17 protein-coding genes are annotated in these 13,642 nt (G+C 71.2%); 6 read left to right on the top strand and 11 right to left on the bottom strand.

Annotated elements, in window-relative coordinates:
- The first annotated feature begins 6 nt into the window (after nucleotides 1-6).
- On the top strand, nucleotides 7-438 hold the full coding sequence (locus tag SJY07_RS19265; RefSeq protein WP_380161225.1) for a GNAT family N-acetyltransferase: 432 nt from the start codon (nucleotides 7-9) through the stop codon (nucleotides 436-438).
- 20 nt (nucleotides 439-458) lie between these two features.
- On the top strand, nucleotides 459-1,460 hold the full coding sequence (locus SJY07_RS19260) for an ABC transporter substrate-binding protein (RefSeq protein WP_380161224.1): 1,002 nt from the start codon (nucleotides 459-461) through the stop codon (nucleotides 1,458-1,460).
- On the opposite strand, the gene SJY07_RS19255 is transcribed toward SJY07_RS19260, so the two are convergent.
- Nucleotides 1,457-1,963 (bottom strand): DUF6328 family protein, encoded by a 507-nt coding sequence (locus SJY07_RS19255; RefSeq protein WP_328292608.1) that lies wholly within the window; start codon nucleotides 1,961-1,963, stop codon nucleotides 1,457-1,459. The two genes, SJY07_RS19260 and SJY07_RS19255, sit on opposite strands and share 4 nt — an antisense overlap.
- Nucleotides 1,960-2,499, bottom strand: a complete 540-nt coding sequence (locus tag SJY07_RS19250) for a DUF1697 domain-containing protein (RefSeq protein WP_380161223.1) — start codon at nucleotides 2,497-2,499, stop codon at nucleotides 1,960-1,962. Before SJY07_RS19250 ends, SJY07_RS19255 begins: the two co-directional genes overlap by 4 nt.
- A gap of 121 nt (nucleotides 2,500-2,620) precedes the next feature.
- Here SJY07_RS19250 and SJY07_RS19245 point away from each other — a divergent pair, with 121 nt between their 5' ends.
- The gene (locus SJY07_RS19245; RefSeq protein ID WP_328292610.1) at nucleotides 2,621-3,001 is read left to right on the top strand and encodes a VOC family protein; all 381 of its coding nucleotides are present in this window, start codon (nucleotides 2,621-2,623) and stop codon (nucleotides 2,999-3,001) included.
- Nucleotide 3,002: 1 nt separating this feature from the next.
- On the opposite strand, the gene SJY07_RS19240 is transcribed toward SJY07_RS19245, so the two are convergent.
- Nucleotides 3,003-3,479 carry a GNAT family N-acetyltransferase gene (locus SJY07_RS19240; protein WP_328292611.1) on the bottom strand — a complete coding sequence of 159 codons (477 nt, stop codon included), beginning with the start codon at nucleotides 3,477-3,479 and terminating at the stop codon, nucleotides 3,003-3,005.
- Between the two features lie 14 nt (nucleotides 3,480-3,493).
- A complete protein-coding gene (locus tag SJY07_RS19235) occupies nucleotides 3,494-3,889 on the bottom strand; it encodes a hypothetical protein (protein ID WP_380161222.1) in 396 nt (131 codons plus the stop codon).
- A 169-nt stretch (nucleotides 3,890-4,058) separates the two neighbouring features.
- On the opposite strand from SJY07_RS19235, the gene SJY07_RS19230 reads away from it, so the two are divergent.
- On the top strand, nucleotides 4,059-4,964 hold the full coding sequence (locus SJY07_RS19230) for an aminoglycoside phosphotransferase family protein (protein WP_380161221.1): 906 nt from the start codon (nucleotides 4,059-4,061) through the stop codon (nucleotides 4,962-4,964).
- Between the two features lie 16 nt (nucleotides 4,965-4,980).
- On the top strand, nucleotides 4,981-5,826 hold the full coding sequence (locus SJY07_RS19225) for an alpha/beta fold hydrolase (protein ID WP_380161220.1): 846 nt from the start codon (nucleotides 4,981-4,983) through the stop codon (nucleotides 5,824-5,826).
- Here SJY07_RS19225 and SJY07_RS19220 read toward each other — a convergent pair.
- From SJY07_RS19220 to SJY07_RS19200, 5 genes are read right to left on the bottom strand one after another with little or no spacing between them, the layout of a single operon-like run.
- Nucleotides 5,816-6,943: a Gfo/Idh/MocA family protein gene (locus SJY07_RS19220; protein WP_380161219.1), complete on the bottom strand. Its 1,128-nt coding sequence runs from the start codon at nucleotides 6,941-6,943 to the stop codon at nucleotides 5,816-5,818. The genes SJY07_RS19225 and SJY07_RS19220 overlap by 11 nt on opposite strands.
- Entirely contained in the window at nucleotides 6,928-7,653 is a 726-nt protein-coding gene (locus tag SJY07_RS19215; RefSeq protein ID WP_380161218.1) for a ThuA domain-containing protein, read from the bottom strand. Before SJY07_RS19215 ends, SJY07_RS19220 begins: the two co-directional genes overlap by 16 nt.
- A gap of 16 nt (nucleotides 7,654-7,669) precedes the next feature.
- Nucleotides 7,670-8,554 carry a carbohydrate ABC transporter permease gene (locus SJY07_RS19210; RefSeq protein ID WP_328292617.1) on the bottom strand — a complete coding sequence of 295 codons (885 nt, stop codon included), beginning with the start codon at nucleotides 8,552-8,554 and terminating at the stop codon, nucleotides 7,670-7,672.
- A gap of 3 nt (nucleotides 8,555-8,557) precedes the next feature.
- Nucleotides 8,558-9,442 (bottom strand): carbohydrate ABC transporter permease, encoded by an 885-nt coding sequence (locus SJY07_RS19205; RefSeq protein WP_380162413.1) that lies wholly within the window; start codon nucleotides 9,440-9,442, stop codon nucleotides 8,558-8,560.
- Between the two features lie 41 nt (nucleotides 9,443-9,483).
- Nucleotides 9,484-10,809 carry an extracellular solute-binding protein gene (locus tag SJY07_RS19200; RefSeq protein WP_328292619.1) on the bottom strand — a complete coding sequence of 442 codons (1,326 nt, stop codon included), beginning with the start codon at nucleotides 10,807-10,809 and terminating at the stop codon, nucleotides 9,484-9,486.
- A gap of 294 nt (nucleotides 10,810-11,103) precedes the next feature.
- Between SJY07_RS19200 and SJY07_RS19195 the strand changes: the two genes are divergently transcribed.
- Nucleotides 11,104-12,156, top strand: coding sequence for a LacI family DNA-binding transcriptional regulator (locus SJY07_RS19195; RefSeq protein WP_328292620.1), 1,053 nt, complete (start codon nucleotides 11,104-11,106; stop codon nucleotides 12,154-12,156).
- A 7-nt stretch (nucleotides 12,157-12,163) separates the two neighbouring features.
- Here SJY07_RS19195 and SJY07_RS19190 read toward each other — a convergent pair whose 3' ends face one another.
- Nucleotides 12,164-12,517: a hypothetical protein gene (locus SJY07_RS19190; protein WP_380161217.1), complete on the bottom strand. Its 354-nt coding sequence runs from the start codon at nucleotides 12,515-12,517 to the stop codon at nucleotides 12,164-12,166.
- Between the two features lie 21 nt (nucleotides 12,518-12,538).
- A complete protein-coding gene (locus SJY07_RS19185; RefSeq protein ID WP_380161216.1) occupies nucleotides 12,539-13,606 on the bottom strand; it encodes a DUF4037 domain-containing protein in 1,068 nt (355 codons plus the stop codon).
- Nucleotides 13,607-13,642: the final 36 nt, after the last annotated feature.

Below are 13,642 nucleotides of genomic sequence, written 5' to 3'. Positions count from 1 at the left end.
CTCGTCGTGCAGTGGGAACCAGCCCATCGGGACGACGGCCCGTCGATCGCGGAACTCCGCGTGGACGTGCTGCGCGAGAGCCTCGAACGGGTCGGGCGTTTCGACGCGACCCGTGCCCGCGCGTACTTCTTGAGCGCGTTCGCCCCGGAGTTCACCCGGGTGCTCCGTGGCCCGGACGGGATCCTCGGCTCGATCGCGGTGCGACCGAGCCCTGAGGGCACCTGGATCGAGCACTTCTACCTCGCCCGGACCCTGCAGGGAACCGGGCGGGGTGGCGCCCTCCTCGCGGACACGACCCGCGCGGCCGACACGAACGGCACCACCCTGCTCCTCAACGTCCTCGTGGGCAGCGGTGCCCGCCGCCTCTACGAGCGGCACGACTTCGTCGAGGACCACGTGGACGGCGTTGACGTGATCATGAGTCGCCCACCCCGGTGAGGCTAGGCTAAGCTCATGCTGTGTCTCTCCTCCTGAACCGCCGCCGCCTGCTCGCCGGCGCCGGCCTGAGCATCGCCGGCGCCACCCTCACCGCGTGCGGGTCGTCGGAGTCCACCGCGGACGGCGCTGAACCCGCCTCCGCCGCAGCCGGTTTCCCGTTCCGCTACCGCCACGCCTTCGGCGAGACCGTCGTCGAGGCCCCCGCGACCCGGGTCGCGGTGCTGGGGGTCACCGACGCCGACCCGCTGCTGGCCCTCGGCGTACAACCGCTCACCAACACGGGATTCACCTTCTACCCCGAGACGGGCCTCGGACCCTGGGCTGCGGACCTGCTCACGGGTGACCTCGTGAAGATCGACTCCGACACCGAGTTCAGCGTCGAGCAGATCGCGGCGCTGCGACCCGACCTGGTCCTCGCGCTCGTCTCCGGCATCGACCAGGCGCTGTACGACCAGCTCTCCCGGATCGCCCCCGTCCTGGCCCGGCCCGTCGGGAGCACCGACTACGGCACCGACCGCAGCGCGAACACGCTCACCATCGCCGCCGCCCTGGGCCGGACCGAGGCGGGACAGGCTCTCGTCGACACCGCGGACGCGGCCTTCACCGACGCCGCGGCCGCCCACCCGGAGTTCGCCGGCCGGACGGCCCTCGTCGCCCTGCCCTACCAGGGCAGGTACGGGGTGTTCACGCCCGGTGACGCCCGGGGGGCCTTCATGGCCGACCTGGGTTTCGTCCTGCCCCCGGCGGTCGCCGCCCTGGACACCGGGGACAGCTTCTTCATCGACCTCTCCGCCGAGCGTCTGGACCTGCTCGACGCCGACCTGCTCGTGGTGCTGACCGACGACGCCGACCGCGCGGAGGTGCAGGCCGACCCCGTCCTGCAGCAGTTGCCGGTCGTGCGGCGCGGTGGGCTCGTGCTGCCCAACGTCGACGAACGCGGAGCCATGACCTACAACAGCGTCCTGTCCGTGCCCTACGGCGTGAACGCTCTCGTCCCGCAGTTCGCAGCGGCGCTGGCCTAACCCTGGCGAGCCGTCAGCACCTGACGCAACGCCCTGCGCGGCAACACGTACCAGCACACGACGATGAGGGTGGCGACCACGCCGCCGGCGGCCCAGCCGGCGACGCGGCCGCCGATCACGTCCGCGACCAGCAGCACCCCGCCGGACACGACGACCCCCACCGTGGCCAGCCCGGCCTTCGCGAACGCGGTGCCCGCCGCGACGAGACGATCCTTCGAGCGCTGCCGGAACAGTGCCCGGTGGTAGCCGACGGGGGCGATGAACAGGACCACGGCCGTGACGGCCAGCAGCAGGACCACGACGTAGACGGTCAGCTGGTAGCGGTCCAGCGACTCGAACCGGGACTGGAACGGCAGCGTCAGCAGGAACCCCGTGAGCAGTTGGACGCCGGTCTGGACGACGCGGAGTTCCTGCAGCAGCTCGACCCAGTTCCGGTCCATCCGTTCCGTCGGGGTCTCGTTGCGCAGTCCCGCGTAGGGGTCGTCGGGGTCGAGGGGGGTCACGACCGGCCGTCGCTCGAAACGGCGACGAGCTTGTCGACCGTGCGCAGGTTCCGCGTGGTGACCACCGGCTTCCACCGCCTCGCCGCAGCGAGCTTCGCGAACGGGGTGTCGGTGCTCGAGCCCTGGGGGCAGCGCCAGTACGCGACGTCGCCGGCCAGCGCCACGGACTCCTGCTCGTTCGCGGTGTGCGACGCCACGAGTTCCGCGAGCTGCCCCTGGTCCGAGGCGAAGACGCAGTACGGGTGGTCGACGTCGTCGTGGCGTACGAACGGGTACCCCGCAGCGATCTCCGCCAGGCGGTCCGGGGTCAGGACCACGACCCAGGCGTCGTAGCCGAACGCGTCTCGCAGCGCCTCCTCGACCTGCCCCTTCACCGTCTCCCGGTCCTGCGACGGCGCGACGAGCGTGACGTTGCCGCTGGCGAGCACCGAACGGACCCCGGTGAAACCGGCCCTGCCCAGTGCGGCCGAGAGCGGCGCGCTCTTGATCGTCACGCCGTTGACGTTCACCCCGCGCAGCAGGACGACCCACCTCACGAGACCTCCCCCGCCGAGGTCGCCACGTCCGGATCGTCCATGCCCCCCACCCTGCCGGGGCGGACCTCCGGCGGCAACACGTCCCTGGACAGGCCCGCCCCCGTCGCGTCAGGCTCGGCGCATGACCGACACCACCGGTATCCGCCTCGGCATGGTCGTCCTGGACACCCCCGACCCCCGTGGCCTCGCCACCTTCTACGCGGGCCTGCTCGGCTGGGAGCTCGACCCGGAGGACACCGCCGACGACTGGGTGACGATCCGCGGCGACGGCGGCGCCCCGATGGCGTTCCAGCTGGCCCCCGACCACGTCCCGCCGACCTGGCCCGCCGGCGAGGTTCCCCAGCAGTTCCACCTCGACCTCCTGGTCGCCGACTACGACAGCACCGAACCGCACGCCCTGGCCCTCGGCGCGACCCCCGTCCAGGACGACGGCGACCACCCCGGCTTCCGGGTCTACGCCGATCCCTCCGGCCACCCGTTCTGCCTCTGCCTGGACCACTGACTCACCGGATCGGGTGGACCAGCACCTCACGGCGCCCGAACCGGGTCAGCGGTTCTTCGGCCGCCACGTGCCCGAGGAGTTCCGGCCCGGGGTCGGACATGGTCGCGAAACCTCGACGACGGTAGAACGGCCCGTTCCAGGGGACGTCGGCGAACGTCGTCAGCGTGACGCCGGTGAACCCGCTGGCGGCGGCCCGGTCGAGGACCGCCGCCAGCAGAGAACTCCCCACCCCGTGCCGAGCGGCGTCGGGGTGCACGGACACCTGCTGGAGGTGCGCGAGTCCGTCGACCCGTTCGACCCGCGCGAAACCCACCGGCGGTGTGCCGACGACGAGCACGAACCCCGCGGCCTGCAGCTCCTCCACCGAGGAGACGTCGTCGGGAAGCTCGACGCCGAGGTCGCGGAACAGTCCGTCCGCGGCCCGCTCCACCGCGGGCAGCAGGTCCCAGTCGTCGGGTTCCGCGAGACGGACGGCCACGGTGCGGCGGACGGTCACAGCGCGGTGGCCCGCAACGCGGACTCGTACTGACGGCGGGCGAACACGAACCGCACCGCGCCCAGGTCCCCGTCGTCCGGTGTGCCGCGGAACTCCGACCAGGTGACCTTCGCGTCGGTCACCGTGACCTCGGCGGTCAACGGCCCGCACCCGAAGTCGCCGCAGGTGCAGCCGAGGATGCCGGTCCGGCCACCCGCGCCCAGGACCGGCTCACCGAGGAAGTGCCGTGCGGGCCAGCGGACGCCGGGATCGGCCAACCCTGCGTGCAGGTCCGATGCGACGAGTTCGCGGAACGGGACACCGTCGACGACGGGTTCCACGGTCGGCAGCCGTCCGATCCCGAGCTCCTCGACGGCGACCCGGAACTCGACGTGCGACACGACCTCGTCCACCTGCCCAAGCTACGACGTCGGCGCGGGCCGGTCCACGCCGTTTCCCGTCCCCCCGCGGGCCGGGTCGTCGTGTCGGAGGGAACCGGCAGAACGGCGGGACCAGCTCCGGTGGCGAGCGACCGGGCGGTGGCGGCGTGAACCAGTCCCGACGTCGGGCAGGATCGTGGACGTGGAACTCCCGGACGTCGTCGTCGCTCGTGCCCTCGAGTCCGGCCGGGAGGGCAGCGACTGGGTCGCCGCGCTCCCGGCCCTCGTCGCGGAGCTCGAGGACCGCTGGCGGATCCGGGTCACCGAGGCACTGGCCGGGGGGACGGGCGCGTTCGTCACCCGCGCGCTGACCGAGGACGGCACGACGGTCGTCCTCAAGGTCCCCGTCCCGGGTCTGTCCGACGACCGCGTCGTGCGGGTGCTGACCCGGGCCGACGGGGCCGGCTACGTGCGCCTGCTGCGCCACGACGAGCGGGCGATGCTGCTGGAGCACCTCGGGCCGTCGCTGGCCACGGCGGGACGGCCGGTCCGCGAGCAGCTCGAGCGGCTGGGACGGTTGCTGCCGACGGCGTGGCAGCGCCCCGGAGACCACGACACACCGTTCGACAAGGCGGCCGGTCTGCTGGAGTTCGTGGAGGACCGCGTCGACGGGTGGGAGGGCCCGGCGCTCGAGCGGGCCCTCGAGTTCGCCCGGCGCCGCTCGGCGGCCTTCGACCCCGAGCACGCCCTCGTCCTGCACGGGGACCCGGCGCCGGCGAACACGCTGACCGTCCCGGAACCTCGACGCGGTGCCGAACTCGGGGTCGTCTTCGTCGATCCCGACGGCTTCACGGGCGATCCCGCCTACGACCCCGGGGTGGCGTTGCGCGACTGGTGCCCGCAGCTGTTCGTCGCGCGCGACCCGGCGGACCTGCTCCGCGGCTACTGCCGGACCCTGGCCACGGAGTCGGGTCAGGACCCGCAGGCCGTCTGGGAGTGGGGTTTCCTCGAGCGCGTCTCGACCGGCCTGTACGCACGCTCGCTGGGTGCGGAAGACCTGGCCGCCCCGTTCCTCGAGACCGCCGCCCGACTGGCCCCGGACGTCTGAGCCGTACCGTGGCGAGATGGCTCTCGCACAGGTCGCCGGTCTCGCCGTCCGCAGCTGGGGGGACCCTGCACCCGACGGACCGGTGGTGCTCGCCCTGCACGGGCTGACCAGCACCTCCGCGGTGTGGGCGGACCTCGCCGGCCGCCTCGACGTCCCCGTCGTGGCTCCCGACCTGCCCGGACGAGGTTTCTCGGTCGCGGCGGCCGCGGGACCGGGCCTGGCCGGTCTGGCGCGGGAGGTCGTGCGCAGCGTCGACGAGCTGGGCCTGCGCCGCGTCGTCGTCGTGGGGCACTCGATGGGTGCGTTCCTCGCGCCGCTGGTCGTCGAGGGACTGGGTGAGCGGGTGGTCGCCACGGTGCTGCTCGACGGTGGGGTCGCGCCCGAACCGTCGATGCTGCTGAAACCGCTCGTCGTCCGAGGGGTGTTCGGGGTGCAGACCCGGCGCTTGGTCCGGGACTTCCCCGACGTCGACACCTACACGGCCGTCGCCGAGGGCGCGGCCGCGGCGAACCGGCCGGACCTGCAGACGGGTTTCCGGGCGTGGGCGGAGGCGGTGCTGCGGCCGAGCGGTCAGGGGTTCCGGCCGAACCTGGACGCGCGTCGGCTCGTGGCCGACGCCGTCGACAGCCTCACCCGCGCACCGCACCTGGGACTCCTGGTGGCCGCCGGCGCACCGGTCCACCTCGTCGCCGCCGCGCACGGCGCCGACGACACGAGACCCGCGTTCCTCTCCGGGAATGCGATCGCCGCCGGCAACCGGGTCGTCCCCCACCTGACGTGGGAACGCGTCGAGGCGAACCACGCCACGATGCTCTTCGACCCGGCCGCGGCGGCGGCCGTACGGGAACTGCTCAGTTCGTGAGGTCGACCGGGGAGCTGATCGCCTCGGGGCGCTCGCACGTCGTGGTCAGGGTCACCGAGGTGTTCCCGTCCGCGGCCTGCTGCACCGACTCCATGATCTCGAGGACGTGCAGGGCGACCTCGTCGTTCGCGCGGTGCGGACGCCCTTCGGCCACGGCCAGCGACAGGTCGGCCAGACCGTAGCCCCGACCGGAGTCGAGGAAGCCCGCGGTCACGCCGACGTCCTTCCAGTTCGCGTCCGGGGCCGCGTCGGAGCCCGGCGCCGGGGCGGACGCGGCGGAGAACAGCTCCACGGCACCCTCGAACATGTTCGGGTCCGGCACCGAGATCGACCCGCCGGTCCCGTGGACCTCGATGCGGGGCAGTCGGGCCGCCCAGGTGTCGAAGCTCATGATGAGCGTCGAGAGCGCACCCGAGGCGTGCTCGAGGATCCCGGTGATGTGGGTGTCGATGGTGACGTCGAACGACTCCCCCGCCCGCGGCCCGGAACCGATGGTCCGACTCTGGGAGGGACGGGCCGACGCGCCGACGACCCGGACGACCGGGCCGAGCAGGTGCACCAGCGAGGTCAGGTAGTACGGGCCCATGTCCAGCAGCGGGCCGCCGCCGGGCTGGTAGTAGAAGTCCGGCTGCGGGTGCCAGCGCTCGTGACCGGGGGTGGTCATGAACGCCGTCGCGGCGAACGGGGTCCCGATCTCACCGGCGTCGACCAGTGCACGCGCCGTCTGCACCCCGGTGCCGAGCACGGTGTCCGGGGCGCAGCCCACGCGCACCCCCGCCGCGGCGGCGGCCTTCACGACCTCGCGCCCTTCGGCGACGGTCATCGCCAGCGGCTTCTCGCCGTAGACGTGCTTGCCCGCGGCGATCGCCTGCAGCGCCACCTCGGCGTGCGTGCGGGGCAGGGTGAGGTTCAGGACGACGTCCACCTCGGGCGAGGCCAGCAGCTCCTCCAGCGACAGCACCTGCGCGCCGTGCTCGTCGGCCAGGGCCTGCGCACGCTCGGGGACGAAGTCGCTGACCGCGGTGATCTGCAGCTGCGGCAGCTTCTTCAGCGACGCGGAGTACTGGGCGGAGATGACACCGGCGCCGACGACGCCGACCTTCAGCGGGCTGCCCACAAGAGGCCCCTCTCGATGATCGTCTTGACGTTGGGGTTCTTCAGCGTCTCGGGGTCGTGGCCGGGGGTGGCCACGAAGATCCGGCCCTTGCCCCACTGGCGCGTCCAGACCGCCGGGGAGGTTACCGGGCGGTTCCAGGCGTCCCACTCGCGCACGGCCTGCGTCGTGGTGGCCAGGACGTCGATGTAGTCGTCGGACAGCACCCAGTACTGCTCGGTGACGAGGTCGAAGTCCTCGATGCCCTCGGTGATCGGGTGCGAGGCCGCCGCAGGCGCCATGTTGACCCGGTAGGGCATGTAGTTGTCCTGCGGGCCACCCTCGCGCTCGTCGGGGTGCTTGCCGGGGTGGCAACCGAACTGCCCGCCCACCAGCGTCAGGTAGTCGGAGTTGTTGCGGTAGGAGTCGGCGATCCCACCGTGCCAGCCGGCGAAACCGGTACCGGCCTCGACGGCCTTCTGTAGCCCCTCGAACTCCGCCTTCTCGATGGAGTTCATGGTGTTGCACTGGACGATGAGGTCGACCGTGGCGAGGTAGTCGGCGTCGGTGTAGACCTTCGGGGTGCTGGGGGAACTGCCACCGAGCTCGGTCCCGAGGTCCTCGACGCGGACGGTGAAACCGTTCGCCTCCAGGTGCGGGATGAAGAGGTCGGTGGCCTCGACGGGCGAGTGCCCGTCCCAGCCGCCGCGGACGACGAGAGCCTGGCGAGTCACGGAAGAACCTTTCGGATCACTTGGAGAAGCCGGCGGTCAAGCCGGAGAGCAGCTGACGACGCCCGACGATGTAGAGCACGAGGATCGGCAGGGTCGTCAGGACGACAGAGGCGAGCACCGCGGGGATGTTGACGCTGTACTGACCCTGGAAGGTCCACAGCGCCAGCGGCAGGACGCGCAGGTCGGCCCGGTCGGTGAAGATCAGCGGCAGCAGGAAGCCGTTCCAGATCTGCAGGCCCTGGTAGATCGTCACCGTGACCAGCGCGGGGCGGGTCAGCGGGAAGGCCAGGCGCCACATGGTGCCCCACTCGCTGGAACCGTCCATGCGCATGGCCTCGAACAGCTCGTTCGGCACGTCGCGGACGAAGTTGCTGAGGATCAGCACGGTCAGCGGGATGGCGAAGGCGATCGAGGGCAGGATGATCGCGCCGAGGGAGTTGTACATCCCGGACTTGATGATGATCAGGTAGATCGGGATGATCGTCGCCTGCAGCGGGATGGCCAGACCCATGAGGAACAGGGCGTTGACCGCCTTGAGCCAGCGGCCGGCACCCCGGACGATCGCGAACGCCGCCATGAACGAGATGAGCACCGCGGGGATCGTCGCGCCCACCGTGACGATGACGGAGTTCGCGAAGTAGCGGGCGAAGTCGTTCTCGAGCACCAGCTTGTAGTTGTCCAGCGTCGGCGACCCCGACGGGAGCAGCGGGTTGGTGCCGAAGTAGCCGGCGGAGCTCTTGAAGCTCGTGATGACGATCCAGTAGATCGGGATCAGCACGATCAGCAGCCACAGCCAGCCGAACGCGCCGCCGAACCAGTTCTTGCGGGCGGTGGTGCCGTTGGCCGAGGCCCCCGCGGAGCGGGAGGAACCCGTCCGGCGCGTCGCAGTTTCGGTCGCCATCGGTCAGGCACCTTCCAGCTGGGAGTTGCGTTCCTTGCCACCGAGGCGCTGGAGGACCTGCGCCAGGATGAGGCCGACCACGACGAGGATGACGGCGATGGCCGAGGCCAGGCCCATCTGGTTGGCCCGGAAACCGGTCAGGTACATGTCCAGGGCGAGGGCGCGGGTCGCGTCGTTCGGTCCGCCGCCGGTGAGGACGAAGATGAGGTCGAACGTGGTGAGCGAGCCGACGATCATCAGCGTGGAGGACGTGATCATCGTGTTCTTCAACTGCGGCAGCGTGATGGAGAAGAACTGACGCACGCGTCCGGCACCGTCGATCTGGGCGGCCTCGTACATCGAGGTCGGGATCTGGCGGATCGCACCTTGGTAGATCAGGGAGTGGAACGGGATCCACTGCCAGGCGATGATGAAGATCACGACGCCCATGGCCAGCGCGCTCTTGCCCAGCCAGTCCTGGGTCAGGAACCCGAGCTTCAACCCCGGGCCCAGACCGAAGTTCGGGTCGAGCAGCGCCTTGTAGGCGATCGAGACCGCCGCCGCGGACAGCAGCAGCGGCAGGAAGAACAGCACCGCCAGCACCGCCCGGTACTTCTGGTGCCCGGAGATGAAGACGCCGAGCAGGATCGACAGCGGCGTCTGCGCGATCCAGGACAGCACGATGATCAAGAAGGTGACCCACAGCGCGTGCGGGAGACCCGGGTCCGTGAGCACGGCGGTCCAGCTCTTGAGCCCGGTGAAGGAGATCGCGCCGATGCCGTCCCACGAGGTGAAGCTGAGGACGAACACCCCGATCAGGGGGACCACGGCGAAGACGACGAAGAACAGCAGCGCCGGCAGCACCAGCCACCCCAGTCGACCCGTCGACGTGTGGGCCGAGGGCGTGATCTTCGCCGGGGTGGTGCTGGGGGCCGTGCTCACGGACGTGCTCACGAGCCGATCGCCGCGTTCATGTTCGCCGCGAACTCCTGCGGGGTGATGGCCAGGCCGAACAGCTTCTCGATGTTGTCCAGCAGGGTCTCGGCCTCGGTCGGGGACAGCGCCTGGTCCCAGGACTGCGCGAACGACGGCGCGTTGGTGGCGAGGTCGTAGGTGAACTTCAGCCACTCCTCGTCGTCCATGCCGGAGAACTTGGAGTCGATGCCCTTGACGATCGGGACCTCGCCGGCCTCGGTGATGTAGGCCTCGGCCTCCTTGTCCTGCAGCAGGCCGCTCTTGAAGAAGGCCAGCGCGATGTCCTTGGCCTTCTGGGTGGCCTTGGAGGAGATCGACACGTACTGCGCGGGGTTGCCGAACGTGTTCGTCGGGTCGCCCTTGCCACCGGTGACGGCGGGGAAGTTCACGTAGCCGAGGTTGCCGCTGGAGACGAAGTCGCCGCCGTCGGTCTTCATGCCGCCGTAGGTCCAGGTGCCGTGCAGCATCATGGCGGCCTTGTCGGTGTACAGCAGCGCCTGGTCGGCGTTGGAGTCGGCCGTGATGGACGCGAAGCCCTTGATGAAGCCGTCGGCCTTGACGAGGTCCTGCACCTTGGTGAGGGCGTCGATCGCGGAGGGGTCGGTCCAGTTCGGCGTGCCGTTGTAGATGGACTCGAACAGCTCGGGGCCGCCGATGCGGTCGAAGAGCATCTCCAGCCACATCATGTTCGTCCAGCGCGACTGCCCGCCCAGGGAGATCGGGGCGATGTTCGCGGCGTTGAACTTCGGCACCAGCGCCATGAGCTCGTCCCACGTGGTGGGCGGCTCGGCGTTGATCTGCTTGAAGAGCTTCTTGTTGTAGAAGAACACCAGCGGCTGCACGGTCTCGGTGGGGAGGCCGTAGACCTTGTCGTCGACGGTCCCGGCGGCGAAGGCGGCGTCGAAGAGGCGGCTCTTGACGTCGGGGTTCTCCGTCAGCCACGGGGTCAGGTCGTCGACCAGCTTGGACTCGGCGTAGTTGCGCAACGTGCCGCCGCCCCAGCCGAAGATGATGGTCGGGGCCTGACCGGCGCCGATGGCGGTCTTGATCTTGGCCTTGTAGGCGTCGTTCTGGAACGCGCTGGTGGTGATCTTCTGGTCCGAGTGCGCCTTGTTCCAGTCGTCCACGGCGGTCTGACGGATCTTCTCCTTCGGAGCGCCCGTCAGGATCCAGTCGGTGGCTCCGTCGGAACTCGCCGCGCCCGGGCCGGAGTCGCCGCACGAGGCGAGGACCGTGGCGACGAGGGGGGTCGCGGTGGCGAGGGCGATGAAGGACCGACGCGAAGTCCGGTTGTGATCCACTCTGATCTCCGATGTGCCGAGCCGCGTCCCTGCGGCTGCTCCGGGCACCAGACCCTGGTGGGCCAGTGCCGAAACATGATCGAAAAGCTTTCGACCACGTCGTCTGACCGGAACGATAAGAGGACGATCGGGGCTCGGTCAAGCGAGTCGGTGAACTCGAGACCAGTTCGTGCTGTTTCCGCTGCCGCAGTAGGGGCGCGAGGTTGCGATCGCATCACGAAACTTTTCGAGAAGGGCTAGCGTCGGGGCTCGTGCACTCGTACAGTCGCTGCACCACCGAGTCGAGGAGGACCCGTGCTGGACCACCCGCAACGCACCCGGGACAGCCCCAGGGACAAGACCACGCTGGCCACGATCGCCGCGAGCGCCGGCGTGTCGATCGCCACCGTGTCGAAGGTGGTCAACGGCCGTGACGACGTCTCCGCCGAGACCCGGGCCATCGTCGAGGACCTGCTGGTGCGCCACGACTACAACCCCCCGTCGGGCCGGCGCGCGAGTGCGACGACCAGGGCGGTCGAGTTCCTCATCGACGGCGACTTCTCCTCCTACGCGACCCAGGTCGTCGACGGGGTCGTGCAGGCGGCGGCGGAACAGGGGGCCTCGATCGTGGTGGGCGTCCTGCGGGACCGGCGCAACGGCCGTTTCACCGTGCCGCCGAGGTCGTGGGCCCGTTCCCTGGCCGCGTCGGGCCGCACCGGCGTCATCGTCGTCACGGGCGAGCTGACCGGGGCCCACGTCGACGCCCTGGCGGCGGTCAAGATCCCGCTGGTCGTCATCGACCCGCTGAACCTGCCCCGCACCGAGGTCGCGAGCGTCGGGTCCACCAACTTCACCGGGGGCATGAGCGCGACGAACCACCTCATCGCCCAGGGGCACCGGCGCATCGCCTACGTCGGCGGTCCCCCGGCCGCGTCGTGCAACCAGGCGCGGCTGCACGGCTACCGCGCCGCGATGGAGTACGCGGGCCTGGTCCCGGCCGAGAACCACATCCGCAACGAGGACTTCCAGTACGACGCCGGCCGGCGCCTCGGCGCCGAGCTCCTGGCCCTGCCCGACCGGCCGAGCGCCGTCGTCGGGGGGTGCGACTCCATCGCCCTGGGGGTCATGGAGGCGGCGCGCATCCTCGGTCTGCGCATCCCGGAGGACCTCTCCGTCACGGGTTTCGACGACACCGAGCTCGCCCCGATGGCCGCTCCCCCGCTGACGACCGTCCGCCAGCCGTTGCGCGAGATGGGCCGGGTCGCCCTGCGCACCGTCCTGCGGATGGCCGACGGGGAGCAGCTCGACTCCCACCACGTGGAACTGGCGACGGAACTCGTCGTCCGCGGTTCGACGGCGAGGTTCTGACGCCGGTTCAGGTGCGCGCAGCCTCGAGGACCCGCAGGAACTCGCTGACCTCGTCCTCGGCGGCGGAGGTGGTCAGCTTCACGGGGTGACCCGCGATCTCCAGCGTGACCCGGAGTCCGCCGAACACCGGGCGTGCCCGGAAGCCCACCCGTCCGACGTCGGAGAGCGGGACGGAGGCGACGGACGGAGCGCCCACGAGTTGCGGCTGGGCCAGCCACACCGACTGCGCGGTGACGGCGAGCGCGCCCGCCCCGCCCAGCGCCCCGCCGGACAACGGGAGTTCCGCCAGGAGGGTCTCGCCGCTCTGGCTCAGGCGGCCGGCGAGGATCGAGCGGGCCGCGCCCGGGTCGGAGGAGAACACCCCTCCGTCCTACCACCCGGGTCAGGGGGCGGGGGTCGTGTCCCCGCGCACGGACGACGCGCGGCCCGCGACCGCGGCCTGCGCGGACCTCCGCCGGGTGGTGTCGACCAGCAGGTCGACCGAGCTCACCCACTGGTCCACCGACCCCACCCCGACGGGCAGGGCCCGCACCCGCGGGTCCTCGACGGTCTCCAGGACCACCTCGCTCGCCCGTTCCGGGACCCCCTGGAACTCCCGGTCGTGGAACCGTTCGGTGGCGACGTCGGCGACGGGGAGACCGACCTCGCGCTGCCGTTCGCGCAACCCCTCCAGCGCCCAGCACAGGGCGGCCTCCCGCGAACGCCACTCCGGGGCCGTCAAGCAGGCCGTCAACTGCGACCCGGTCCGTCCCGACACCGACCGCGCGAAGACCGTCCCGATCCACTTCGGGTAGGGGACCCAGACCCGGTCGAGCAGCAGACCCAGGCGCACCGCGACGTCGACGAGCCGGGCCGCGACGACCCGCGACCCCAGGTCGTCACCGCGGGAACCCGCCCGTCCCACGAAGGGCAGTTCCTGTTCCAGCTGCTTCCACGAACAGGCCACGAGGTGGCGCCACACGTCGTCGGGGTACCAGCGGAGCCGGTCGCGCAACGCCGCCCAGCGGCCCTCGTCGTCGGCGAAGACGGGTCCCGCGACGACTTCCAGCACCGCCTGTCCCGTGAAGGCGAGCCAGTCGGTGACCGACCAGGGGTCCTCCGGCCCGACCCCGAGGCGGCCGGCGACGAACTCCGCGAGCGGGGCGACCTCCACGCGGTGCCGGGCGGCCGCGTCCCAGGTGGTCGGGAACCGCACGGGAGCGCCGTGGAACTCCTCCGGCAGGTCCTCCTCGAGGAACCGCGCGACGTCGGCGGCGTCGGTCGCCGCGGCGGTGAGGACGGTGAGCCGCAGTCCCCAGTCGTGGTCGGTGGAGACCTCGTCGTCGAGACCGAGGACGTCGGAGCCCCCGCCGAAGCGGCCCGTGACCCAGGACGCCGCCGGGAACTCCCGTCGCAGCAGCGGTGCCACCACCTCGTCGTGGAAGGATCGTGCGAGTTCGGCACCGGACACCCGGTCACCCTGGCAGTCACCGCAGGTGACCGCCAG

Origin of the sequence: Kineococcus sp. R86509, assembly GCF_042466365.1 — a bacterium.
Lineage (GTDB): Bacteria > Actinomycetota > Actinomycetes > Actinomycetales > Kineococcaceae > Kineococcus.
The sequence above is the reverse complement of the archived record's forward strand: the minus strand, read 5'-3'. Positions and strand labels throughout refer to the sequence as shown.